Source organism: Ideonella margarita, from assembly GCF_038066635.1.
Lineage (GTDB): Bacteria > Pseudomonadota > Gammaproteobacteria > Burkholderiales > Burkholderiaceae_C > Ideonella > Ideonella margarita.
Genome location: NZ_JBBUTI010000004.1, coordinates 263,535 through 287,051, shown reverse-complemented (window position 1 = coordinate 287,051; position 23,517 = coordinate 263,535). Strand labels below are relative to the sequence as shown.

Genomic DNA, 23,517 nt, shown 5'->3' with positions numbered 1-23,517 from the left:
ACAGGACAGGCGGGTGCCTTCACGCACCAGCCTCGCAGGCAGATCAGTGGGCGGCCGTGGCAGCCCCGTAACGGCGTTCGATGTAGTTCTCGACCACCGTCTGGAATTCCTGGGCGATGCCATCGCCGCGCAACGTCATGGCCTTTTCGCCGTCGATGAACACCGGCGCGGCCGGCGCCTCGCCAGTGCCCGGCAGGCTGATGCCGATGTCGGCATGCTTGCTCTCGCCCGGGCCGTTGACGATGCAGCCCATCACGGCCACCTTCATCTCTTCGACGCCCGGGTACTTGGCACGCCAGACCGGCATCTGGGCCCGCAGGAAGTCATCGATCTGCTTGGCCAGTTCCTGGAAGGTGGTGCTGGTGGTGCGGCCGCAACCCGGGCACGCGGTCACGCTCGGGTTGAAGCTGCGCAAACCCAGCGATTGCAGGATCTCGAGCGCGACCACCACCTCTTGCGTGCGGGCCTCACCGGGCTGGGGCGTCAGCGACACACGGATAGTGTCGCCAATGCCCTGCTGCTGCAGGATCGACAGTGCCGTGGCCGAAGCCACCGTGCCCTTGGTGCCCATGCCGGCTTCGGTCAGGCCCAGGTGCAGCGCGTAATCACAGCGCTGTGCCAGTGCCTGGTACACGGCGATCAGGTCTTGAACGCCGCTGACCTTGCAGCTGATGATGATCTGGTTGGCATCCAGGCCGATGTCACGCGCAGCTTGTGCCGACTGCAGCGCCGACTGGATCAGCGCTTCGTACATCACCTGCTTGGCGTCCCAGGGCTGGGCGCGCTGCGAGTTGATGTCCATCATGCTGGCCAGCAGTTCCTGGTCGAGGCTGCCCCAGTTCACGCCGATGCGCACCGCCTTGTCGTAGCGGCAAGCCGCCTCGATCATCTGGGCGAACTGTCGGTCGCGCTTCTCGCCCTTGCCCACGTTACCCGGGTTGATGCGGTACTTGGACAGCGCCTGCGCGCAATCCGGGTGCTCGGTCAGCAGGCGGTGGCCGTTGTAATGGAAGTCACCCACCAGCGGCACATCGATGCCCATCCGGTCGAGTTGCTCACGGATGTGCGGCACGGCAGCCGCAGCTTCCGGGGTGTTGACCGTGATGCGGACCATCTCGGAGCCGGCAATCGCGAGCTCCTTCACCTGGATGGCCGTGCCGATGACATCGACCGTGTCGGTGTTGGTCATCGACTGCACGCGCACCGGTGCGTCACCACCCACCGTGACCACGCGCTGGCCCCACACCACACGCGCCTGGCGGCTGCGGCGCGGCGCCGGAAACGCCACGGGAATGGGCTGGTCAGACTCGATGATGACGGTGTTTTCAGGCTGGCTCATGGGGTTCACTTGAGTTCGACGCGCGCCACGTTGTCACGCGTCCAGGTTGCCAGATCAACGGCTTGGCCACGCCAGCGCAACTGGGTGGCACCGGCGTTGCCGATCTTGACACGCAAAGGCAATGCCCCGTCCAGCTGGACGGCCTCTCCGGCCGCCAGGGTACGACCCAGCATCACACGGCCCGTGGCATCCTGAACCTCGACCCAAGACGCCGAAGTGGCCGAGAGCGCGACGGTGCCCACGTCAGCGCCTGCTACTGCGGCGGGCAGCGAAGCGGGGGTCGTGGAGGGGGTGGTCGATGCAGACGGCACAGGCGGCACGGGCGCCGGTGGCGCCACCGAAACGGCAGAGGTTGCAGCACCCACAGGCGCACTGGCGGGCACGCTGGCCGCGGTACCAGAAACAGCCGGTACAGCCGAGGCCGGCATCGGCGCCGTCGGTGCCGGCACCAGCACGGGCTCGCTGTCAGCATCGGCCGAAGAGGCCGCAGCACTGGCCGCCACCGGCTTGGACAGCCACGCCGCCACACCGAAGCCGGGCGGTGCAAACCACATCAGGGCGGCGCCCACCAGCAAGATGGCCACCAGCGCCACGGCGCCCTTGCTGGCCTTGAGCCAGTCCAGGCGATCAACATGGCCGTTGTGTTCGCGGAATGGCGCGTTCAGGCCACCATTGACGCGGTCCAGCGTGCGCTGCTCCACGCTGGGCAGTGCAGCCAGCACAGGTTCAGCGTCGATCTTGAGCGCACGGCAGGCCGCCAAAGCAAGCGCACGAACAAATGCCGTGCCCTGCAGGTCGTCGTACTGGTCAGCCTCCAGGGCCTCCAGCTTGCGCGGGGCCACCTTGAGCTGGGTCGCGAGAGCGGCCACATGCCAGCCCTGGGCCTGCCTGGCGGCACGCAGCAGACTGCCAGCGGTGGTGGCCGTGCCAGCGGGTGCTGGAGAGGATGCGGGTGCGGGCGCGCCCGGCTCCTGCGAATCAGTCATCAAAACGGCCCTTTTGATACAACAAGGCTTCTGGCGCCTGCGGGAATCGATTGGTCAACTGCACGCCAAGTGCGCGCACCTGCGCAGGCTGCCCCATCTTGTTCTCGATGCGGATGGCCAGCCACAAGGTTTGCGCGTTGAGGTATTCCTCGGCCGCATTCACGCGGCGGATGTAGAAGCGGGCGCGCTCGTATTCGCCGCGCTGGTAAAGCACCTCGGACAGACTCACCGCCGCCGCCGGGTTGCCGGCGTCCAGCTCATAGGCGCGGCTCAGCGTGCGTTCAGCCTCTGGCCACTGTGCGTTGCGGGCCTGGCAGTGGCCACGCGCCATCAGGCTGCGCTGGGTTTCGCGGTAGGCGGGCAAAGCCAGCACGCGCTCGAAGGTGGCGTCGGCCTCTGCATAACGGCGTTGCTGGCACTGGAACCAGGCCATGTTGTGCATCGCGTCGCCGTCACGCGGGTTCAGCTGCAGCGCGCGCTTGAAGCTTTCTTCGGCCAGCGCCGGCTCTTCCATGGCGCCGTAAATCAGGCCACGCAGGTTGAAGGCATCCGACAGGTCGGACCTGGCCTGGAGCGCAAGCTTCACCTCGTCGAGGGCAGTGTTGTACTGGCCGCGGCTGAAGTAGGCGGAGGCCAGTTCCAGGCGCACCCGGGCGCGGCGGTCGAGGTCGGTCTGGTCAGACGCGGTCTGCACCTGGTTCAGTTCGGACCTTGCAGGGCCTGCGCAACCACTCAGACTGCCTGCGGCCAACAGCAGCAAGGCCACCATCGGCCCGCACACGACTTGCACCAGACGACGGTTGTGCATCAGCTTGTCCCTGGGGGCGCTCAGACCGCTGCCCCGTTGTTGGTGTCGGGCGCGGCGGCCACGACGGGAATCGGCAAGCGCTTCATGCGCTCGCCCACCCGGGTGCGGTCCTGAACTTCACCAGCCAATTGGCCGCAGGCTGCGTCGATGTCGTCACCCCGGGTCTTGCGGACGGTGGTGATGACACCGCCGTCCTGCAGCACCTTGGCAAAGGCGGTCACGCGGTCGCGAGGCGAACGCGTCAACCCCGATGCGGGGAACGGATTGAATGGAATGAGGTTGAACTTGCAAGGCACGCGGTTCGCACCGCGGCCGTTCACCAGGGCCAGCAACTCGCGCGCATGCTCATCGCTGTCATTCACGCCGTCGAGCATGCAGTACTCGAAGGTGATGAAGTCGCGCGGGGCGCTTTCGAGGTAGCGCTGGCACGCGGCCATCAGCTCAACCAAGGGGTACTTGCGGTTCAGCGGCACGAGGTTGTCGCGCAGCGGGTCGTTCGGTGCATGCAGCGACACCGCCAGCGCCACCGGCAAATCAACCCGCAGGCGGTCCATCATCGGCACCACACCAGAGGTAGACACGGTCACGCGGCGGCGCGACAGGCCATAGCCGTGGTCATCGAGCATCACCCGCAGCGCCGGCACCAGAGCGCCGTAGTTCTGCAGGGGCTCGCCCATGCCCATCATCACCACGTTGGTGATGACGCGCTCGCCGGCACCGTTGCCGAGCCGAGCCCGCAATTGGTGCTCGGCCATCCAGAGCTGGGCCAGGATTTCACCCGTGCCCAGGTTGCGCGAGAAGCCCTGATGCCCGGTCGAGCAAAAGCGGCAGCCCACGGCACAACCAGCCTGGGACGACACGCACAAGGTGCCTCGGTCGTCCTCAGGAATGAATACGGTTTCGACCGCGTCACCGCCCCCCACATCGAACAGCCACTTGATCGTGCCGTCGCTGGAGACGTGTTCGGTCAGGACCTTCAACGGGCGGATCTCGGCCACGCCTGCGAGCTTGTCGCGCAGCGATCGGGCCAGATCGGTCATGGCTGTGAAATCAGCCGCGCCGCGTTGGTGGATCCAGCGGAAAAGCTGGGTGGCGCGGAAGCGCTTTTCACCCAACCCCTCGCAATAGGCGGTCAGGCCCTCGAGATCGAAGTCAAGCAGATTGACCTTGGTCATCGTCGTGGAAGCCTGTACCGCCGAGTCCATCACTTGCGATCAGCGAGCGTAGACGTTCAGGCCAGCGAAGAAGAACGCGATTTCGACGGCAGCGGTTTCAGCAGCGTCGGAGCCGTGCACGGCGTTGGCGTCGATCGAGTCAGCGAAGTCAGCGCGGATGGTGCCGGCTTCAGCCTTCTTCGGGTCGGTGGCGCCCATCAGGTCGCGGTTCTTCAGGATGGCGCCTTCGCCTTCCAGCACCTGGATCATCACCGGGCCGGAGATCATGAAGTCAACCAGGTCCTTGAAGAAAGGACGGGCCTTGTGCACGCCGTAGAACTGCTCGGCTTCAGCGCGCGACAGTTGCACCAGCTTGGCAGCGACGATCTTCAGGCCAGCGCCTTCGAAGCGAGCGTAGATCTGGCCGATGACGTTCTTGGCAACGGCGTCGGGCTTGATGATGGAGAGGGTGCGTTCGATGGCCATGGTGTTTTCCTTGTGAATGAACTCGAAATGGGAGCGAATCGAGCAAAGCCTTGAATTTTAGCCTTGCCCGATGAACCTTTTTTGATCAGCGGCCGCCGCGACGGCCGCCGCGACCTTGCAATTTGCGTGTAAACGCATCGGCGCCGATGTAACCGACGGCCGTTTGCATCGGATCGGGCTGGCGTTGGTTGCCGCCACCGCCGCCGTTGCCGGCACCCTTGCCGCCGCGCGGACCGCCCTTGCCGCCGCCACCGCCGCCATTGCCGCGGGGGTTCTGCACGAAACGCTTGTCGTACGTTTGTTGCAGCGGGTTCGGGATCGGGCCGTTCTCGAAGTCGTCATCGCGCACCGGGCCACGATCGCGCTGCTGCACGGCACGGCGGTCATAGGTTTGCTGCAACGGATTCGGGATGTAGCTGGGGTCACCAGGCTCGCGCGGCAGGCCTTCGACGCGCTCACGGTCACCACGGTCACGGCCGCGCTTGTTGTTGCGGCCGCCGTCGTCACGGCGCTGCTCAGGACGCTGCTCCTGGCGCGGGCCTTGACCGCCGCCCTGAGGACCTGCGCCTTGACGCTTGCCTTGCTGACCGCGGGCGTCCTTGCCACCACGCTGATCCTGACGGCCTCGGGCCTCACGCGGGCCGTCCTGGCGCTGACCATCGCCGCGACGCTCGGCGCCACGGTCCGAGCCACGCTCACCGCGATCACCGCGATCGTTGCGCTCTCCACGGTCGCCACGGTCTTCACCACGCGGCGCCTGGACATTGCCGGTCATCAGGCGAAGTGCCTTGACTTCCGCTTCGCCGAGGTCCACCCACACACCGCGCTTCAGACCACGCGGCAGCACCACGCAGCCATAACGGATGCGGATCAGGCGGCTGACGGTCAGGCCCACGGCGTCGAAAAGCTTGCGCACTTCACGATTGCGGCCTTCGGTGATGACCACGCGATACCAGTGGTTCACGCCTTCACCGCCACCGTCTTCGATGGCCTTGAATGCAGCCTGCTGGCCTTCGATCTCGACACCGGCGAGCAAGCGTTCCTTGGCTTCCTTTTCCAGGGTGCCAAGCACGCGCACGGCGTACTCACGCTCCACGCCGAAACGCGGGTGCATCAGGCGGTTGGCCAGGTCACCCGAGGTGGTGAACAGCAGCAGGCCTTCGGTGTTGATGTCGAGGCGACCCACCGACTGCCACTTGCCTTGTTGCAGGCGCGGCAGCTTGCGGAACACGGTGGGGCGTTGCTGGGGGTCGTCCAGCGTCACCACTTCGCCGACAGGCTTGTGGTACGCGATGATGCGCGGCGGCGGCGGGGCGATGCGCACGCGCACCGGCTTGCCGTCGATGGCCACGCGGTCACCGAAGGAAATGCGCATGCCGGTATGGGCGACTTCGTCGTTCACCGACACGCGACCTTCTTCGATCATGCGTTCCATGTCGCGGCGCGAACCGATGCCGGATTGCGCCAGCACCTTGTGCAGCTTGGGGGCGTCCGCATCGGGCAGCAACACGCGCTTGTCGGCGCCCTCTTCGACCTCGTCGATCACTTCATCGGCAACCAGCGGCTCACCGTCGAATTCGCCGGCCAGCACGCTGGCGAACAACTCGCCGGTGTCAGGCACTTCGATCGGCACCACCGGCGCACCACGGGAACCGCCTTCGGCACGTTCACCGCGCTCAGCACCATCAGGACGCTCACCGCGCTCAGCACCTGCCTCGACGCCACCTTCAACACCACCCTCGGCACCGTCACCCCGGCCGCCACGGCGACCACGGCGGCGGTTGCGGCTGCGGCGGCCTTCGCCGTCGGCAGCTTCACCAGCGGCTTCACCGGTCGCTTCACCGGAAGCAGCGTCACGCTCACCGCGCTCGGTCTGCCCAGCATCCACGGCAGTTTGCGATTCGCCAGCACCAGCATCAGCCGATACAGCCTCACGCACCACCACCACGGCGGGCGCCTCAGTCGGCGCCACAGGCGCTGACGCCTCGACACCCTCTGGCGCGGCCTCGGCCGGCTTGGCGCGCGGCTTGCGGGGCGCGCGGGCCGGCTTGGCCGGCGCGGCGTCAGCGGCAACCGGCTCACCAGCCGCAGGAGCACCCGCTTCGCTGTTCACGTCGTTGTTCACGTCACCGCCCACATCGGCCACCACCTTGCGGGTGCGCGTGCGCTTCTTGGGTGCGGCCGCATCGGCAGCACCTTCGGCAGAGGCCGGCAAGTCGGCGGAATCAGGGGCGTCAGAGTGTTCGGTCATCATGTTTGGGGCGGGGAATTCGATTCAGGCTGCTCGTCAATGTCGGCAGCGGGGAGCGGCGGCACGGCAACGTCAACGCCAGCCTCCAGGGTTTCAGGGGCCACCTCGGCCACAGGCGCTGCATCAGCAATCACCTCGGCATCGGCGCCACGGGCCAAAGGCATGTCCGCCTCCGGCTCAGCATCAGTCAAAGGCTCGACCACATCGAGCGGCAAGCTGGCCTGGTCGCCCAGCAGCTCCACCTGGCCGGCTGCATTGGCCAGCGCAACGGCGTTGGGCAGGCCATCCAGCAGCGGCAGGCTGTCGAGGCTGGACAGCCCCAGGTCATCCAGGAACTGCCGGGTCGTGGCATACAGGGCCGGCCGGCCCGGCGCGTCACGGTGACCGATCACCTCGATCCAGTTCCGGTCTTCCAGTTGCTTCATGATCTGGCTGGACACCACCACACCACGAATGTCTTCAATATCACCGCGGGTGACCGGTTGCCGGTAGGCAATGATCGCCAGCGTTTCCATCACGGCGCGTGAATAACGCGGCGGCTTTTCCGGATTCAGCCGATCGAGGTATTCACGCATCTCCGGCTTGCTCTGGAAACGCCAGCCTGAGGCCAGCGAAACCAATTCAACACCCCGACCCTGCCAATCCCGGCCCAATTCATCGAGCAAGGTGCGCAACGTGTCCGCGCCAAGCTGGTCGGCAAACAGCACGCGCATGTCGCGCAACGGCAGGGGCTGGGCGGCGCAAATCAGCGCCGTTTCCAGAACGCGCTTGGCATCCTGAGTATTCATGGGCCTTGTGTACAGGGCCGCGCTGTTGCCGCGGCGGGCTTGTAGCCGAGCTCTTTGGCGCACCCATCAAGAACGGCACATGCCATTGGTTCCTGAATTGCGCGCCGCGCTTGTCTCAATCTGGGCTGGACTTCGGGGCTGCAGAGGCGGCAAACACCGGGCACATCTTGGTGGCGGGCGATTTTGGCGACGTTCTGCTACCTGGACAGCCACCGCTCTTGGCGGTGAAAGACAACCGTCGAGGCCTGAGGCCCACGCGTTGCCACTGTCAACTTGGAATGCAATTGTACGCTGTTCCGGCAAACAGGGGTGAACAGGCCCCTGCCTGCCGCGTCAGTCTGGCACCACACTGCCCCAGGCAGCGGCCATGTCCGGGGGCAACCCGGCCTCGAACGACAGCTCTTCTCGGGTGATCGGATGGGCCAGCGACAGGCGCATGGCGTGCAAGGCCTGACGCTGCATGCCCAGTGCGGGCTTGCCGCCATAGACCGCATCGGCCACCAGCGGATGCCCCTCCTGCTGCAGATGCACCCGGATCTGGTGGGTGCGGCCGGTATGCAGCACACACTCGATGGCACAAATGCCGTCGGCGTAGGCGACCGGGTACACATCGGTCTTCGCGGCCTTGCCACTGCCCACCACCGCCATGCGGATGCGCGCCGACGGGTCTCGCCCGATGGGCGCATCCACGGTGAACATGTCGTCACCCACATCGCCATGCACCAGCGCGCGGTAGCGGCGGTGAATGTCGCGCTGGGCCATGTCGCGCACCAGTGTCGTCACGGCCTGCAGGCTGCGGCCCACCACCATCAAGCCGGAGGTGTCCTTGTCCAGCCGGTGCACGATGCCGGCACGCGGCAGCTGCGCAGCGCTTGAGTCACGGTGCAGCAGGCCGTTCAGCAAGGTGCCGGACCAATTGCCGGCAGCCGGATGCACCACCAGCCCGGCGGGCTTGTTCACCACCAGGATGTGAGCATCCTCATAGACCACATCCAGCGGAATGTCCTCGGGGCGAAAGGCCAGACTTTCAGCAGGCAGCACCAGCGTCACCGCCAATTTCTGCCCCGCCTTGACCTTGCGGGACGATTGCGATGCCACCACGCCGTTCAAGGTGACATGCCCGCCCTCGACCAGGCTTTGCAGATGGTTGCGCGAAAACTCGCCCGCCAGCGTGGTCAGGGCCTTGTCCAGGCGCTGGCCATGCAGCTGCATGCTCACGGCCACCGACCGTGTTTCGTGTTCAGACTCGAGCTCGGCATCGTCGTTGCCCTCAGTCACTTCAGGCATCGATGTGCCACTCATATAATCCTTCGAGTTTCAGCAGCCCAACCGTGGCGCATCCAGCACCACGGGCTCACCAGACCCATGACCCAATCCCTGTTTTCGCGCCGTGTGACGCGATTTGCCTTGGCCGCCTTGGTAGCCACCTTGGCAGCCTGCGGTACGTCTCCGAAAGACGAAGAACTGATGAAGGGGTCGGCCGAGAAATTGTATGCAGATGCCAAGGAAGAAATGGCCGGCGGCAATTGGGCAGGTGCAATCAAGTCGCTGGAGCGTGTCGAAGGCCGCGCTGGCGGCACCTTGCTGGCCCAGCAATCGCAGCTGGATCTGGCTTACGCCTACTGGAAGTCTGGCGAAAAGGCGCAGGCCCTGTCCACGCTGGACCGCTTCATCAAGTTCAACCCGTCCAGCTCGGCGCTGGACTACGCGCTGTACCTGCGCGGCCTGGTGAACTACAACGATGACCTGGGCTTGCTGGGCTTCCTGTCCCGCCAGAGCATGTCCGAGCGTGACCAGCAGGCATCGCGCGAAGCCCACCAGTCGTTCAAGCAGCTGGTTGAGCAGTTCCCGGACTCGAAGTACGCCGCAGACGCCCGTCCGCGCATGGACTTCATCGTCAACGCGCTGGCCGACTATGAAGTGCATGTGGCCCGCTACTACCTGACCCGTGGTGCCTGGATTGCCGCCGCAAACCGCGCGCAGGCCGCCGTCACCACCTACCCGCAAGCCCCGGCCTCGGAAGAAGCGCTCTACATCATGACCCAGGCCTACGACCGCCTTGGCCTGACCCAGCTGCGCGATGACGCCAGCCGCGTCATGAAGGGCAACTTCCCGGACAGCGCCTTCCTGACCGGCAAGACCCAGGCGGCTGACAAGCCCTGGTGGCAGCTCTGGTGATCCACTGAGCTTGGCACGGCGTTCGCCGCCCTGCCCCAACAGACACTGCAATGCCCGCATCACGCGGGCATTTTCATTTCAGCTGGCCAGGCCGCGCAGCCACGACAAGGCCTGCTCGCCGGTGTCCAGCGGCGTCATCGGCGGCAAGGACTGCATGAGCCGGGCGCCGTAGCGGGCCTGGTGCAGACGGGTATCGCAGATCACCAGCAAGCCCTTGTCGGTTTCGGTGCGAATCAAGCGCCCAGCCCCTTGCTTCAAGGCGATCGCCGCCTCTGCCACGAAGTAGTCGTTGAAGGCATCACGCCCTTGTGACTTCAACTGACGCACCCGCGCCTCGACCAACGGGTCATTCGGCGGCGGGAACGGCAGCTTGTCGATCACCACGCACTGCAAGGCGTCGCCAGGCACGTCGATGCCTTCCCAGAAGCTGTGCGAGCCGACCAGCACGCTGCCGCCTTGCTGAAAGCGGTTGAGCAACGTGCGTTTGGCGGCTGTGCCCTGCACCAGCACCTCCAGCGGCTTGTCCAGGGCCTTCAACTCAGCCACCAGGGCGTCGGCCACGATGCGCAGTGCGCGCAGGGTGGTGGTGAGCACGAAGGTGCGTCCGCCCAAGGCCGCCGCGCAGTGCGCCGAGGCCCGGCCCACCATCACCGGGTGCTGCTCTTCATTCGGGGCCGGGAACCGCGGCGGCACATACACCCGCGCATGCTCCTCGTACCGGAACGGGCTGCCCACCCGCAGCTTGCGGGCGTCATCCAGGCCAGCGGCTTCACAGAACCAGGTCAGGCCCTCGTCGTCCCCCAGCGTGGCCGAGGTGAACACCCAGGCGCGGGCGGCACTGGCGCGTTGCTCACCCATCATGGCGCGGATGTCGAGCGGCGACTCGATCAGGCGGGCCTGGTTGGGCGTGAGGTCGATCCAGCGCACACGCTCTTCAGCCGTTTCCAGCTGGAAGCGCGCGCATTGCGCCGCCAATTCACGTGCGCGGGTTTGCAGCCGCGCCAGGTCGGGGGAGGCTTCGGCCACGCCTTCCAGCGCGGCTTCAGCGAGGTGCAGCTTCTCGCCGAGCGTTTCCAGCGAAGTCTGCAGCAGGGGGTTGCGCACGGCCTCGTCCCAGCGGCGCTTCTGGATGCCGCGCACCTCGCGCTGATCACCGGCAGCCGCCAGCCGCAGCTCGCGGGCGGCCAGCTCGCAGCCGGCGCTCAGCTCTTGCCAGGGCTTGAGGCCGCGGGCGTATTGCAAACCTGCGGCCACCATGTCGCGGGAGAAGTCCATCACCTGGCCCGTGCCGATGGCCTGCCCCAGAAACTGGACGCCCGCCTCCACCATCTGGTGGGCCTCGTCGAACACCGCCACGTCCACCGAGGGCAAGAGCTCCGCCACGCCGCTGTCGCGCAGGGCCAGATCGGCGAAAAACAGATGGTGATTGACGACGACGATGTCGGCCGCCATGGCGTCGCGGCGGGCGCGCATCACATGGCAGTTGTGGAACTCAGGGCACTCGCTGCCCAGGCAGTTGTCGCGGGTGGACGTGACCAGCGGGATCACGTCCGAGCGTTCATCGAGCCCGTCGATCTCGCTCATGTCGCCGCTGGCGGTCGAATGCGCCCAGGTTTCGATGCGCGACAGCGCGCGCACAGCCATGCGGTCGGCCAGCGTGGCGCCCTCGCGGGCCTGGGTCAGCCGATGGCGGCAGAGGTAGCTCGACCGCCCCTTGAGCAAGGCCACGGTGGCGGGCAGCTTCAAGGCGTCGCGCAGGCGCGGCAGGTCGCGGTAGAACAGCTGGTCCTGCAGGTTCTTGGTGGCCGTGCTGACCAGCGTGCGACGGCCGGACAACAGCACCGGCACGAGGTAGGCGAAGGTCTTGCCGACGCCGGTGCCGGCTTCGGTCACCAGTGCGGCGCGGTCATCGATGGCCTGGGCCACCGCCTCGGCCATGGTGATCTGCACATCGCGCGGCGAGTAGCCGGTATCGGCCGAGCCCAGCGGCCCACCCTGGGCAAAGGCGAGCGCTACCGCATGGGCCAATGCTTCATCATCGGCACGCAGGGAATCTGTATCGGTCATGGGCTCTCAGGCAGGCTCGGGAGGTTCCAGCGACCGCTCAAGGCGGGCAATCTGGTCGCGCAACAGCAAACGGCGCTTTTTCAGGCGACGCAGCGTCAGCTCATCCGGCGGTGCCAGAGGATCGATGCGGTCAACAAGGTGATCCAGGTCAGCGTGTTCAATGCGCAACTCGATGAGCCGCCGCTGAGGCGAATGCAGGTTGGCGGGCGCTGAAGGATCGTCGGTCACGGTGATGACAGTTTATATTGCGCACCATGAGCATCGTCACCCAGGGATTCCGAATCACCGCCGCCACCGGCCTGCACAAGGGCGATCGCGCCTACCAGCAAGACCAGGTGGAAATCATCGCGCATCCGCGTGTCCAGGGCTGCGCCCTCGCGATGGTGGCGGACGGCATGGGTGGCAAGAGCGGTGGCCGCACCGCGGCCGACCAGGTGGTGATGACCGCGCGCCAGGTGTTTGACCGCTTCACCCCCGCCACCGACGACGCCGCCACGATGCTGCGTCAACTCGTGGTTGAGGCCCACCTGATGATCAAGCTCACGGCCATCACCGCCGATGAGGAACCGCACAGCACGCTGGCGGCCTTCCTGGTGATGCCCGACCGCACCGGCTACACCGTGCACGCGGGTGACTCGCGGGTCTACCATTTCCGCGGCCCTGAGCTGGTGCGTCGCACGATCGACCACTCGTACGTGCAGCGCCTGATCGACGAGGGCAAGATCACCGAAGCGCAGGCCAACACCCACCCGCAGAGCAACCTGCTCACGGGCTGCCTGGGCACCCAGCAAGACCCGCCGGTGGCCCTGGACCACATCGAGTATCTGGAAGCCGGCGACACGCTGCTGGCCTGCTCGGACGGCCTGTGGCACTACCTGAGCCCGAAAGAGCTGGGCGCCATCGTGCACGCCCTGCCCCCGCGTGAAGCCAGCGAAATGCTGATCAGCAAGGCGCGCCAGCGTGCGCGCGGCACGGGCGACAACCTGTCGCTTGCGCTGGTGCGGTTTGAAGCGCTGAAGTAAGCGCTGGAACAAGCGCTGAAACCAGCGCCGCCCCGACACGGCCGGGGCGACGGCAAGCCGCCTCAGGTGAGCGAGGTGTCGACGTCCCGCCGCTCCAGCGCGAGAAATTCGGCCGACTGCATCTCGGTCAGCCGCGACACGGTGCGCGGGAACTCGTGCGACATCGGACCCTCGGTGTAGAGCGCCTCAGGGGCCACCTCCGCCGACATGATCAGCTTGACCCGACGGTCATAAAGCACGTCCACCAGCCAGGTGAAGCGTCGGGCTTCAGACGCCAGGCGCGGCGGCATCTGCGGCACCCCAGACAACATCAACGTATGGAACTGGGTGGCCAGCTCCAGATAGTCGTTCTGCGAGCGCGGGCCGCCGCACAACGTCTGGAAGTCGAACCACACCACGCCACCGGCACGGCGACGGGCCTTGAGCTCACGGTGCTCGATGTGCAGCACCGGCGATTCATCACGCGTCTCGGCCAGACCCTCGAAGGCCGCGGTCATCGCGGCATCAGCGGCTGCGTCCAGGGGCGTGTGATAAAGCTGCACCTGCTCCATCGTGCGGCGCCGGTAGTCATTGCCAGCGTCCACGTTCAGCACCTCCATCTTGTCCTTGAGCAGCTCGATGGCCGGCAGAATGCGGTCGCGGTGCAGCCCGTTGGGGTACAACCCGTCCGGGTGGAAATTCGAGGTCGTGACGATGGACACGCGGTTGTCGAACAGCGACTCCAGCAGGCGGTGCAGGATCATCGCGTCGGTCACGTCCGCCACGTGGAATTCGTCGAAGCAGATCAGGCGGTAGCGACGCGCAATGCGCTGCCCCAGCTCCTGCAGGGGATTCTGCCGGCCCTTCAGGTCTTGCAGTTCGCGGTGCACCTCGCGCATGAACTCATGGAAGTGCAGACGCGTCTTGCGCTTCAGCGGCACGGACTGGAAAAAGCAGTCCATCAGGAAGCTCTTGCCGCGCCCCACCCCGCCATACATGTACACGCCCCGCGGAATCGGCGGGCGAACCAGCATCTTGGTCAGCGCGTTGCCGCGACGTGCCTTGTACGCCAGCCACTCGTTTTCACACCGCTCCAGCGCGTCGATTGCGCGCAGTTGGGCCTCGTCGGGGACGTAGCCACGCTCGTCGAGCATGGACTGATACAGCTGGCGAACACTCATGGCACCGATTGTCCTCAGAATGGAAAAAGCCCGCACGCCTGGGGCCAGGCGGCGGGCTGGCTGATCGGGCTTGTCAGCCCTCCGATCAGAAGTTCAGCGTGCGCTTGTCAACGGCCAGGGCAGCTTCCTTGGTCGCTTCCGACAAGGACGGGTGCGCATGGCAGATGCGTGCGATGTCTTCGGCCGAAGCCTTGAACTCCATCGCCACCACGGCTTCGGAGATCAGCTCCGAGGCCATCGGGCCGATGATGTGCACGCCCAGGATCTCGTCGGTCTTGGCGTCAGCCAGGAACTTCACGAAACCGGTGGTGTCGCCCAGCGCACGGGCCCGGCCATTGGCCAGAAACGGGAACTGACCAGCCTTGTAGGCCACGCCGTCTGCCTTGAGCTGCTGCTCGGTGCGGCCGACCCACGCGATTTCCGGGCTGGTGTAGATGACCCAGGGAATCGTGTTGAAGTTGACGTGACCATGCTGACCGGCAATGCGCTCGGCCACGGCAACGCCCTCTTCCTCGGCCTTGTGCGCCAGCATCGGGCCACGCACCACGTCACCCACCGCCCAGACGTTGGGCAGGTTGGTCTGGCAGTCGGCATTGACCACGATGGCGCCGCGCTCGTCGAGCTGCAGGCCCACGGCTTCGGTGTTCAGACCGATGGTGTTGGGCACGCGGCCGATCGAGACGATCAGCTTGTCAACGGCCAACTCCTGGGCTTCACCCTTGGCGTTGGCGTACGACACGGTCACGCCCTTCTTGGTCGACTTGACGTCGCTGATCTTCACGCCGAGCTCGATCTTCAGACCTTGCTTGGTGAAGCACTTGAAGGCTTCCTTGGCAACGCCTTCATCGACGGCGCCGAGGAAGGTCGGCAGACCTTCGAGCACGGTCACTTCCGAGCCGAGGCGACGCCAGACCGAGCCCATTTCCAGGCCGATCACGCCGGAGCCGATGACACCCAGCTTCTTCGGCACAGCGCCGATGCGCAGGGCACCGTCGTTCGAGAGGATGTTCTCCTCGTCGAAGGCTGCGCCCGGCAGCTGGCGGGCGTTGGAGCCCGTGGCGATGATGACGTGCTTGGCCGTCAGCACTTCCTCGGCAGCGCCAGCCACCTTGACCTCATAGAGGCCGTCCTTGGCTGCAACGAAGGAGCCGCGGCCGTGAAAGAAGCTGACCTTGTTCTTCTTGAACAGGTAAAGGATGCCGTCGTTGTTCTGCTTCACGACGGTGTCCTTGCGGGCCACCATCTTCGCCACGTCCATCGTCACCGTGCCGGTGGAGATGCCGTGCTCGGCGAAGTGGTGGTTGGCATGGTCGAAGTGCTCGCTGGATTGCAGCAGCGCCTTCGACGGGATGCAACCCACGTTCGTGCAAGTGCCGCCCGGTGCGGGGCCGCCCTTGTCGTTCTTCCACTCGTCGATGCAGGCGGTGTTGAAGCCCAGCTGCGCTGCGCGGATGGCAGCGATGTAGCCACCGGGGCCGCCGCCGATCACGACGACGTCAAATTGTTTGGACATGCAGTTTCCTTTGACCGTCAGATGTCGAACAGCAGACGGGCCGGATCTTCCAGCGCTTCCTTCATGGCCACCAGACCCAGCACGGCTTCACGGCCGTCGATGATGCGGTGGTCATACGACATGGCGAGGTAGTTGATCGGGCGAACCACGACCTGACCGTTCTCGACCACGGCGCGGTCCTTGGTGGCGTGAACGCCCAGGATGGCCGACTGAGGCGGGTTGATGATCGGGGTCGACAGCATCGAGCCGAAGGTGCCGCCGTTCGAGATCGAGAACGTGCCACCGGTCAGCTCTTCGATGCCCAGCTTGCCGTCCTTGGCCTTCTGGCCGAACTCGGAGATCTTCTTCTCGATTTCAGCGAAGGTCAGCTGATCCGCATTGCGGATGATCGGCACGACCAGGCCACGCGGCGAGCCGACAGCGATACCGATGTCGAAGAAGCCGTGGTAGACGATGTCGTTGCCGTCGACCGACGCGTTCAGCACCGGGTACTTCTTCAGGGCGTGAACGGCAGCCTTGACGAAGAAGCTCATGAAGCCCAGCTTGACGCCGTGTTCCTTCTCGAACTTGTCCTGGAACTTCTTGCGCATCTCCATCACCGGCGCCATGTTCACTTCGTTGAACGTGGTCAGGATGGCGTTGGTCGATTGCGACTGCACCAGACGCTCGGCGACGCGGGCACGCAGACGCGACATCGGCACGCGCTGTTCCGGACGATCACCCAGGTTCTGTGCAGCAGGTGCAGCCACGGCCGGCAGCGGCTTGGCAACGGCCGGGTTCACCGGAGCAGCCACAGGGGCAGCCGGCTTGGCGGCGCCAGCAGCCACGGCACCCAGCACGTCACCCTTGGTGACGCGGCCGTCCTTGCCCGTGCCAGCCACAGCCGACACGGCCAGGCCGTTGTCAGCCAGCAGCTTGGCGGCGGCAGGCATCGCCACGCCCGACTTGTCAGCCGAGGCAGCCACCGGAGCAGCGGCGGCCACAGCCGGCGCAGCGGCGGCAGCAGCCGGAGCAGCAGCGCCGGCCTTGCCTTCGGTGTCGATCTGCGCGATGACCTGGTCGCTCACGACCGTGCCACCGTCGGCCACCACGAGGGCAGCCATCACGCCAGCGGCAGGCGCCGGCACTTCGAGCACGACCTTGTCGGTCTCGATCTCGATCAGGATTTCATCGATCGCCACGGCTTCACCGGGCTTCTTCTTCCAGGTCAGCAGGGTGGCTTCAGCCACGGATTCCGACAGCTGGGGGACTTTGACTTCTACGATTGCCATGATGTGTATTTGTCTCGATGCGTTGAACATCGGAGCTTGGCGCCTGTCCTGCGGCCGGCCAGCGCCTGGAAGGCGCCGCGCCGGACCGCGGGGTTAATGCGGCACCTTGAGCGTCCGCATTAACTTACTTGGAGAGGATGAAGCCCTTGAGCTTGGCGAAGGCCTGGTCCAGCAGCGCCTTCTGCTGTTCCTGATGCAGGTGGGCATAACCCACTGCCGGCGATGCCGAGGCCGGACGGCCGGCATAACCCAGCTTCTGGCCGTCGAGCATGTTCTCGTGCACATAGTGCTGCACGAAGAACCAGGCGCCCTGGTTTTGCGGCTCGTCCTGGCACCACACGATGTCGGCGGCGTTCGGGTACTTCTTCAGCTCGGCAGCAAAGGCCTTGTGCGGGAACGGATAGAGCTGCTCGACGCGGATGATGGCCACGTCGTGCGACTTCTTCTCTTCGCGCTTCTTCACCAGGTCGTAATAGACCTTGCCCGAGCAAGCGATCACGCGCTTGACCTTGCTGGCGTCGATGTCGGCGTTCAGCTCGCCGATCACGGTGCGGAACTCGCCCTTCGTGAACTCGGACAGCGACGAGGTCGCGTCCTTGTTACGCAGCAGCGACTTCGGCGTCATGATGATCAGCGGCTTGCGGAACTGACGCACCATCTGGCGACGCAGCAAGTGGAAGATCTGGCTGGCGGTGGTCGGCTGAACCACTTGCATGTTGTTGTCGGCGGACAACTGCATGAAGCGCTCCAGGCGGGCCGAGCTGTGCTCCGGGCCCTGGCCTTCGTAGCCGTGCGGCAGCATCAGCACGAGACCGTTGGCACGGCCCCACTTCACTTCACCCGAGGCGATGAACTGGTCGATCACGACCTGTGCGCCGTTGACGAAGTCGCCGAACTGGCCTTCCCAGATCGTCAGCGTGTTGGGCTCGGAGCCGGCGTAGCCGTACTCGAAGCCCAGCACCGCTTCTTCCGACAGGATCGAGTCGATGACGACGTACGGAGCCTGGTTCTCGGCGATGTTCTGTAGAGGGATGTAGGTGCCCTCGTCGAACTTCTCGCGGTTCTGGTCGTGCAGGACAGCATGACGGTGCACGAACGTGCCACGGCCGCAGTCTTCGCCCGACAGGCGCACCGGGTAACCCGAAGCCACCAGCGACGCGTAAGCCAGGTGTTCACCCATGCCCCAGTCGACGTTGATCTCGCCACGGCCCATGGCCGCGCGGTCAGCGATCACCTTCTGCACCAGCGGATGCGGCTTGAAGTCAGCCGGGATCGTGGTGATGCGCTCGGCGAGTCGCTTGATTTCCGACAGCGGCAGCGCGGTGTCGGCAGAGTCCGTCCACTTCTTGCCCAGGAACGGCGCCCAATCAACGGCGTACTTGCTCTTGAAGTTGGTCAGCACCGGGTCCACGGTGTGACGGCCTTCGTCCATGGCGGCGCGGTAGGCCTTGACCATCTCGTCCGGACCTTCCGGCGGCAGCACACCTTGCGCGACCAGCTTGTCACCGAACAGCTTGCGCGTGCCCGGGTGCTTGGCGATGGTCTTGTACATCAGCGGCTGCGTCAGCGCCGGGGTGTCCTGCTCGTTGTGACCCAGCTTGCGGAAGCAGATGATGTCAACGACGATGTCCTTCTTGAACTGCTGGCGATAGTCCATGGCCAGCTGGGTGCACCAGACAACGGCATCCGGATCATCGGCGTTCACGTGCAGCACCGGTGCCTCGATCATCTTGACGACGTCGGTGCAGTACAGCGTGGAGCGGGTGTCGCGCGGGTCGGAGGTGGTGAAACCGATCTGGTTGTTGATGACCAGATGCACCGTGCCGCCCGTGTAATAACCACGGGTCTGGGCCAGTGCCAGGGTTTCCATGATGACGCCCTGGCCTGCAAAGGCCGCGTCACCGTGCACCAGGATCGGCAGCACCTGGTCGCCGGTCTTGTCGCCACGGCGGTCCATGCGCGCCTTGACGGAGCCTTCAACCACCGGGTTGACGATTTCCAGGTGCGACGGGTTGAACGACAGCGACAGGTGGACCGGGCCGCCAGCCGTGCTGACGTCGCTGGAGAAACCTTGGTGGTACTTCACGTCGCCGGCCGGCAGGTCTTCAGGCGCGGTGTGGTCGAACTCGGCGAACAGGTCCTTGGGCATCTTGCCCAGGGTGTTCACCAGCACGTTCAGACGGCCGCGGTGGGCCATGCCGATGACGATTTCCTGGACGCCCTTTTCACCGGCGCGCTGCACCAGCTCGTCCATCGAGGCGATGAAGCTTTCGCCGCCTTCCAGCGAGAAACGCTTCTGGCCGACGTACTTGGTGTGCAGGTAACGCTCAAGGCCTTCAGCGGCGGTCAGGCGATCAAGGATGTGCTTGCGCTTGGCCGGCGTGAAGGTGGGCTTGCTGCGCGCACTTTCCAGGCGCTCTTGCCACCAGCGCTTTTCGGTCGGGTCCGTGCAGTGCATGAACTCGGCGCCGACGGAGCCGCAATACGTTTCACGCAGGGCCTGCATGATTTCGCGCAGGCTCATGTTTTCAGCCTTGCTGAAATACGTGTTGGCCGCGCTGAAAGGGATGTCCATGTCGGACTCGGTCAGGTCGTAGAACGACGGCTCGAGTTCCGGAATCTTGGGGCGCTCGGTGCGCTTGAGCGGGTCCAGATCGGCCCAGCGCGAACCCAGGAAGCGGTAGGCAGCGATCAGCGACTGCACATGCACCTGCTTGCGGGCAACGGCGAGGTCGGTGGACGAAGCCTTGACCGTGAACGCGTTCGACTTCGCACGCTGTGCAAAGGATTCGATCACGGGAGCGTGCGGCACGTCGCGGCTGTCAGAGCCGTCGGTGGCGGGCACGTTCTGCAGCGCGTCAAAGTAGGCGCGCCAGTTGTCGGGCACGGAGCCCGGATTGTCGAGGTAGGCCTCGTACATTTCTTCGACGTACGGGGCGTTGCCACCGAACAGGTACGAATTCGACCTGTGTTGCTGCATCATATTTCGCTCACCTTTTGCTCCGGTTTCCAGAGCTCCGATGGGTTGAACAACCTTCCGCGGCCCGGCTCTACCGGTAGGCGGATTGCGACCCGCCTTGCTGCTTGTCTCGAAAACCAGCAAGGGGACACAGAAGGAACTAAATCATCACGACCGGCACTGTAGCACCGTTGTAACCGGTCCGCGTGCGTGGAATTACGCGCCTTCTACCCGTTTGCTTTCCTTACAAGCCGGGAAATCCCCGATCAGAATCATCGGGATGCCTACGAGCCACGGGGCCACACGCAGCCCCATCGTGATCCATCTGCATGACGCGGCGCCTGCCAAACCCCGGCCGGGCGAGCCCTGCAACGGGTGCGGCGTGTGCTGTGCGGCAGAGCCCTGCCCCATGGGCGCACTGGTCAGCGGCAAGCTGCACGGTCGATGCCGGGCACTGCACTGGGATGAGCCGCTGCACCTGTACCGATGCGGCATGGTGAGCCAGCCGGCCACCATGCTGCCGTGGTTGCCGAGTTGGTGTGCAGGCGCGGTGTCGCGGCTGGCGCGTCGCTGGATCAGCGCAGCCAGCGGCTGTGATGCCTGGCTGGAGCCAGAGCGCAAGGCGTAAAAAAGCCCACCGGGTGGGCGGGCTGGTGGGGCCAGCGCCGCAGACAGCGGCGCGTTGACCAATGCAGATCGTCAGAGCCTCAAAGCTTCAGGCGCGCGCGGGCGGCGTCGTATTCGCGCTTGAGCTTGGCGACCAGTTCGCCAGCCGGCAGCACCTGATCGATCGCGCCAATGCCCTGGCCGCAGCCCCAGATGTCTTTCCATGCCTTCTTGGCATCACCGCCGAAGTTCATGGCCGACGGATCGCTCTCTGGCAGGTTGTCTGGGTCCAGGCCAGCCGCCAGAATCGACGGCTTCAGGTAGTTGCCGTGCACGCCGGTGAACAGGTTGCTGTAGACGATGTCATCGCTGTTGCCGTCGACGATGGCCTGCTTGTAGCCTTCCACGGCGCGCGCTTCTTCGGTGGCGATGAAGGCCGAGCCGATGTAGGCGAAGTCAGCACCCATGGCTTGTGCCGCCAGCACCGCGCCGCCGGAGGCGATCGAGCCCGACAGCGCCAGGGGGCCGTCGAACCACTGACGGATTTCCTGGATCAGGGCGAACGGGCTCTTCGTGCCCGCATGGCCGCCAGCACCGGCCGCTACGGCGATCAGGCCGTCAGCGCCCTTTTCAATCGCCTTGTGGGCAAAGGCGTTGTTGATGATGTCGTGCATCACCACGCCGCCCCAGGCGTGCACCGCCTCGTTCACATCGACCCGGGCGCCGAGCGACGTGATGACGATGGGCACCTTGTACTTCGCGCAGACTTCCAGGTCGTGCTCGAGCCGGTCATTGCTCTTGTGCACGATCTGGTTGATGGCGAACGGCGCAGCCGGACGATCAGGATGTGCGGCGTTGTGGGCAGCCAGGCCCTCGGTGATTTCAGCCAGCCAGTCGTCGAGCTGCGCAGCCGGACGCGCGTTGAGCGCCGGCATCGAGCCCACGACGCCCGCGATGCACTGGGCAATCACGAGCTTAGGGTTGGAAATGATGAACAGCGGCGAGCCGATGATCGGCAGCGGCAGGTTTGCAAGTGCGCCAGGCAAAGCCATCAGAAAGCCTCCAGAGCCATGTCAGTGACGCCAGCGGCGCCGTCCACCACGCTGTCGCGCAGACCAGGCACGCGGGTCAGGATGTGATCCGCATAGAACCGGGCCGTGGTGATCTTCGCGGCCATGAATTCCACATCGTCACCTGCGGCCAGGCGGTCTTCCGCCGCCAGCAAGGCGCGGCCCAGCTGCCAGCCCGCCATCAGGTTGCCGGCCAGCATCAGGTAGTTCACGCTGCCTGCGAACACGGCGTTCGGATCGCTGCGGGTCTGGCCAGCCACGAAGTCGACGACCTCGATGAAGGCCGTGCGCGCGGCGGTCAGTCGCTTGGCCACGGCCAGCGAGGCCACGCTGCCACGTGCGACGAGCGCCTGCTCGGTCTGTTCGATCTGACCGGCGATGGCCTTGGCAGTGGCGCCACCATCACGCGAAGTCTTGCGGCCGACCAGGTCATTCGCCTGGATGGCCGTGGTGCCTTCATAGATGGTCAGGATCTTGGCGTCACGGTAGTGCTGCGCAGCACCGGTTTCCTCGATGAAGCCCATGCCGCCGTGCACCTGGACGCCCAGCGAAGTGACTTCCAGGCTCATCTCGGTGGAGTAGCCCTTGATCAGCGGCACCATGAATTCGTAGAACGCCTGGTTCTGCTTGCGCGTCTCGGCATCCGGGTGCGCGTGCGAGGCGTCGTAGGCGGCGGCGGCCACCAGCGACATCGCACGGCAACCTTCGGTCAACGAGCGCATCGTCATCAGCATGCGACGCACATCCGGGTGATGGATGATCGGCGCGGCGCCGGGCAGCGAGCCATCCACCGGGCGCGACTGCACACGGTCACGGGCGTACTGCACGGCGCGCTGGTAAGCGCGGTCAGCCACGGCCACACCCTGCAGGCCGACGCCGTAACGGGCCGCGTTCATCATGATGAACATGTACTCGAGGCCGCGGTTTTCCTGGCCCACCAGCGTGCCGATGGCGCCGCCGTTGTCGCCGTACTGCAGCACGGCGGTCGGGCTGGCCTTGATGCCCATCTTGTGCTCGATGCTCACGCAGTGCACGTCGTTGCGCTCACCCAGCGAGCCATCGGCGTTCACCAGGAACTTCGGCACGATGAACAGCGAAATGCCCTTCACGCCTTCCGGTGCGCCGGTCACGCGGGCCAGCACCAGATGGACGATGTTCTCGGCCATGTCGTGCTCACCCCAGGTGATGTAGATCTTGGTGCCGAAGATCTTGTAAGTGCCGTCCGGCTGCGGCTCGGCGCGCGAACGCACCATCGACAAGTCCGAGCCGGCCTGCGGTTCGGTCAGGTTCATCGTGCCGGTCCAGGTGCCGTCGATCATCTTCGGGATGAAGGTGGCACGCTGCTCGTCGGTGCCGGCGGTCAGCAGCGCTTCAATGGCGCCGTCCGTCAGCAGCGGGCACAGCGCGAAGCTGGTGTTCGCTGCATTGACCATCTCAATGCACGCCGCATGGATCAGCTTGGGCAGGCCCTGGCCACCAAAGTCGGTCGGGTGGTGCAAACCTTGCCAGCCACCGGCGGAGAACTGCTGGAAAGCCTCCTTGAAACCGGGGGTGGCGCTGACCTTGCCGTCCTTGAAGGACGACGGATTGATGTCGCCTTCCCAGTTCAGGGGCGCAATCACTTCCTCGTTGAGGCGAGCGCACTCTTCGAGCACGGCTTGCGCGGTGTCAAAGCCGGCGTCTTCCAGGCCGGGCAGCTGGGCCACGGCGTCGATGTTCGCGAGTTCCTTCATCGCGAACAACATGTCCTTCACAGGAGCACGGTAGGTCATGGATTTGTCTCCAGGGCAAAAAAGAGGGCGCCTCGTCGGGCGCCCTGCTGAGTGTTCGCAGCACCCGGAGGTGCCGCATCAGGCGCG

Annotated in this window: 19 protein-coding genes; 3 read left to right on the top strand and 16 right to left on the bottom strand. The window is 65.4% G+C overall.

The features are described 5' to 3' along the window. Positions 1–43: 43 nt before the first annotated feature. From ispG to AACH00_RS06685, 8 genes are all read right to left on the bottom strand, one after another. A complete protein-coding gene (gene ispG / locus AACH00_RS06720) occupies positions 44–1,339 on the bottom strand; it encodes a flavodoxin-dependent (E)-4-hydroxy-3-methylbut-2-enyl-diphosphate synthase (protein WP_341398310.1) in 1,296 nt (431 codons plus the stop codon). Between the two features lie 5 nt (positions 1,340–1,344). Continuing rightward, a complete protein-coding gene (locus tag AACH00_RS06715) occupies positions 1,345–2,325 on the bottom strand; it encodes a helix-turn-helix domain-containing protein (protein ID WP_341398309.1) in 981 nt (326 codons plus the stop codon). Continuing rightward, a complete protein-coding gene (gene pilW, locus AACH00_RS06710) occupies positions 2,318–3,133 on the bottom strand; it encodes a type IV pilus biogenesis/stability protein PilW (protein ID WP_341398308.1) in 816 nt (271 codons plus the stop codon). The genes AACH00_RS06715 and pilW overlap by 8 nt, the downstream gene beginning before the upstream one ends. A 20-nt stretch (positions 3,134–3,153) precedes the next feature. Then, a complete protein-coding gene (gene rlmN, locus AACH00_RS06705) occupies positions 3,154–4,308 on the bottom strand; it encodes a dual-specificity RNA methyltransferase RlmN (RefSeq protein WP_341398307.1) in 1,155 nt (384 codons plus the stop codon). A 39-nt stretch (positions 4,309–4,347) separates the two neighbouring features. Further along, positions 4,348–4,773: a nucleoside-diphosphate kinase gene (gene ndk, locus AACH00_RS06700; RefSeq protein ID WP_341398306.1), complete on the bottom strand. Its 426-nt coding sequence runs from the start codon at positions 4,771–4,773 to the stop codon at positions 4,348–4,350. An 85-nt stretch (positions 4,774–4,858) separates the two neighbouring features. After that, entirely contained in the window at positions 4,859–7,027 is a 2,169-nt protein-coding gene (locus AACH00_RS06695) for a pseudouridine synthase (protein WP_341398305.1), read from the bottom strand. After that, positions 7,024–7,812, bottom strand: coding sequence for an SMC-Scp complex subunit ScpB (scpB, locus tag AACH00_RS06690; protein ID WP_341398304.1), 789 nt, complete (start codon positions 7,810–7,812; stop codon positions 7,024–7,026). The genes AACH00_RS06695 and scpB overlap by 4 nt, the downstream gene beginning before the upstream one ends. Positions 7,813–8,145: 333 nt before the next feature. Beyond that, positions 8,146–9,099 (bottom strand): RluA family pseudouridine synthase, encoded by a 954-nt coding sequence (locus AACH00_RS06685; RefSeq protein WP_341398303.1) that lies wholly within the window; start codon positions 9,097–9,099, stop codon positions 8,146–8,148. 78 nt (positions 9,100–9,177) lie between these two features. Here AACH00_RS06685 and AACH00_RS06680 point away from each other — a divergent pair, with 78 nt between their 5' ends. Then, positions 9,178–9,990, top strand: coding sequence for an outer membrane protein assembly factor BamD (locus tag AACH00_RS06680; RefSeq protein WP_341398302.1), 813 nt, complete (start codon positions 9,178–9,180; stop codon positions 9,988–9,990). 78 nt (positions 9,991–10,068) lie between these two features. Here AACH00_RS06680 and yoaA read toward each other — a convergent pair whose 3' ends face one another. Continuing rightward, entirely contained in the window at positions 10,069–12,057 is a 1,989-nt protein-coding gene (gene yoaA / locus AACH00_RS06675) for a DNA repair helicase YoaA (protein ID WP_341398301.1), read from the bottom strand. Positions 12,058–12,063: 6 nt separating this feature from the next. Further along, on the bottom strand, positions 12,064–12,285 hold the full coding sequence (locus tag AACH00_RS06670) for a DUF465 domain-containing protein (RefSeq protein ID WP_341398300.1): 222 nt from the start codon (positions 12,283–12,285) through the stop codon (positions 12,064–12,066). A gap of 26 nt (positions 12,286–12,311) precedes the next feature. On the opposite strand from AACH00_RS06670, the gene AACH00_RS06665 reads away from it, so the two are divergent. Continuing rightward, the gene (locus AACH00_RS06665) at positions 12,312–13,079 is read left to right on the top strand and encodes a PP2C family protein-serine/threonine phosphatase (RefSeq protein WP_341398298.1); all 768 of its coding nucleotides are present in this window, start codon (positions 12,312–12,314) and stop codon (positions 13,077–13,079) included. Positions 13,080–13,141: 62 nt separating this feature from the next. Here the strand turns inward: AACH00_RS06665 and zapE are convergent, their stop codons facing one another. The 4 genes from zapE to AACH00_RS06645 form a co-directional block, all read right to left on the bottom strand. Continuing rightward, positions 13,142–14,239, bottom strand: a complete 1,098-nt coding sequence (gene zapE, locus AACH00_RS06660; RefSeq protein WP_341398297.1) for a cell division protein ZapE — start codon at positions 14,237–14,239, stop codon at positions 13,142–13,144. A gap of 85 nt (positions 14,240–14,324) precedes the next feature. After that, complete coding sequence (gene lpdA / locus AACH00_RS06655) at positions 14,325–15,752, bottom strand: dihydrolipoyl dehydrogenase (protein WP_341398296.1); 1,428 nt, start codon at positions 15,750–15,752, stop codon at positions 14,325–14,327. Positions 15,753–15,769: 17 nt separating this feature from the next. Next, entirely contained in the window at positions 15,770–17,023 is a 1,254-nt protein-coding gene (gene odhB, locus AACH00_RS06650; RefSeq protein ID WP_341398295.1) for a 2-oxoglutarate dehydrogenase complex dihydrolipoyllysine-residue succinyltransferase, read from the bottom strand. A 124-nt stretch (positions 17,024–17,147) separates the two neighbouring features. After that, a complete protein-coding gene (locus AACH00_RS06645) occupies positions 17,148–20,006 on the bottom strand; it encodes a 2-oxoglutarate dehydrogenase E1 component (RefSeq protein ID WP_341398294.1) in 2,859 nt (952 codons plus the stop codon). A gap of 385 nt (positions 20,007–20,391) precedes the next feature. Here AACH00_RS06645 and AACH00_RS06640 point away from each other — a divergent pair, with 385 nt between their 5' ends. Further along, positions 20,392–20,610: a hypothetical protein gene (locus tag AACH00_RS06640; protein ID WP_341398293.1), complete on the top strand. Its 219-nt coding sequence runs from the start codon at positions 20,392–20,394 to the stop codon at positions 20,608–20,610. A gap of 79 nt (positions 20,611–20,689) precedes the next feature. Here the strand turns inward: AACH00_RS06640 and AACH00_RS06635 are convergent, their stop codons facing one another. Then, on the bottom strand, positions 20,690–21,643 hold the full coding sequence (locus AACH00_RS06635; protein ID WP_341398468.1) for an NAD(P)H-dependent flavin oxidoreductase: 954 nt from the start codon (positions 21,641–21,643) through the stop codon (positions 20,690–20,692). After that, positions 21,640–23,430 (bottom strand): acyl-CoA dehydrogenase, encoded by a 1,791-nt coding sequence (locus AACH00_RS06630; protein ID WP_341398291.1) that lies wholly within the window; start codon positions 23,428–23,430, stop codon positions 21,640–21,642. Before AACH00_RS06630 ends, AACH00_RS06635 begins: the two co-directional genes overlap by 4 nt. Positions 23,431–23,517: the final 87 nt, after the last annotated feature.

Excerpts from the sequence above, each read along its gene's own strand:
- zapE (WP_341398297.1), bottom strand. The coding sequence starts at position 14,239 with ATGAGTGTTCGCCAGCTGTATCAGTCCATGCTCGACGAGCGTGGCTAC.
- odhB (WP_341398295.1), bottom strand. The coding sequence starts at position 17,023 with ATGGCAATCGTAGAAGTCAAAGTCCCCCAGCTGTCGGAATCCGTGGCT.
- pilW (WP_341398308.1), bottom strand. The coding sequence starts at position 3,133 with ATGCACAACCGTCGTCTGGTGCAAGTCGTGTGCGGGCCGATGGTGGCC.
- AACH00_RS06640 (WP_341398293.1), top strand. The coding sequence starts at position 20,392 with ATGGGCGCACTGGTCAGCGGCAAGCTGCACGGTCGATGCCGGGCACTG.
- AACH00_RS06630 (WP_341398291.1), bottom strand. The coding sequence starts at position 23,430 with ATGACCTACCGTGCTCCTGTGAAGGACATGTTGTTCGCGATGAAGGAA.
- yoaA (WP_341398301.1), bottom strand. The coding sequence starts at position 12,057 with ATGACCGATACAGATTCCCTGCGTGCCGATGATGAAGCATTGGCCCAT.
- AACH00_RS06685 (WP_341398303.1), bottom strand. The coding sequence starts at position 9,099 with ATGCCTGAAGTGACTGAGGGCAACGACGATGCCGAGCTCGAGTCTGAA.
- AACH00_RS06645 (WP_341398294.1), bottom strand. The coding sequence starts at position 20,006 with ATGATGCAGCAACACAGGTCGAATTCGTACCTGTTCGGTGGCAACGCC.
- AACH00_RS06695 (WP_341398305.1), bottom strand. The coding sequence starts at position 7,027 with ATGATGACCGAACACTCTGACGCCCCTGATTCCGCCGACTTGCCGGCC.
- AACH00_RS06665 (WP_341398298.1), top strand. The coding sequence starts at position 12,312 with ATGAGCATCGTCACCCAGGGATTCCGAATCACCGCCGCCACCGGCCTG.
- lpdA (WP_341398296.1), bottom strand. The coding sequence starts at position 15,752 with ATGTCCAAACAATTTGACGTCGTCGTGATCGGCGGCGGCCCCGGTGGC.
- ndk (WP_341398306.1), bottom strand. The coding sequence starts at position 4,773 with ATGGCCATCGAACGCACCCTCTCCATCATCAAGCCCGACGCCGTTGCC.
- AACH00_RS06715 (WP_341398309.1), bottom strand. The coding sequence starts at position 2,325 with ATGACTGATTCGCAGGAGCCGGGCGCGCCCGCACCCGCATCCTCTCCA.
- AACH00_RS06680 (WP_341398302.1), top strand. The coding sequence starts at position 9,178 with ATGACCCAATCCCTGTTTTCGCGCCGTGTGACGCGATTTGCCTTGGCC.
- rlmN (WP_341398307.1), bottom strand. The coding sequence starts at position 4,308 with ATGACCAAGGTCAATCTGCTTGACTTCGATCTCGAGGGCCTGACCGCC.
- scpB (WP_341398304.1), bottom strand. The coding sequence starts at position 7,812 with ATGAATACTCAGGATGCCAAGCGCGTTCTGGAAACGGCGCTGATTTGC.
- ispG (WP_341398310.1), bottom strand. The coding sequence starts at position 1,339 with ATGAGCCAGCCTGAAAACACCGTCATCATCGAGTCTGACCAGCCCATT.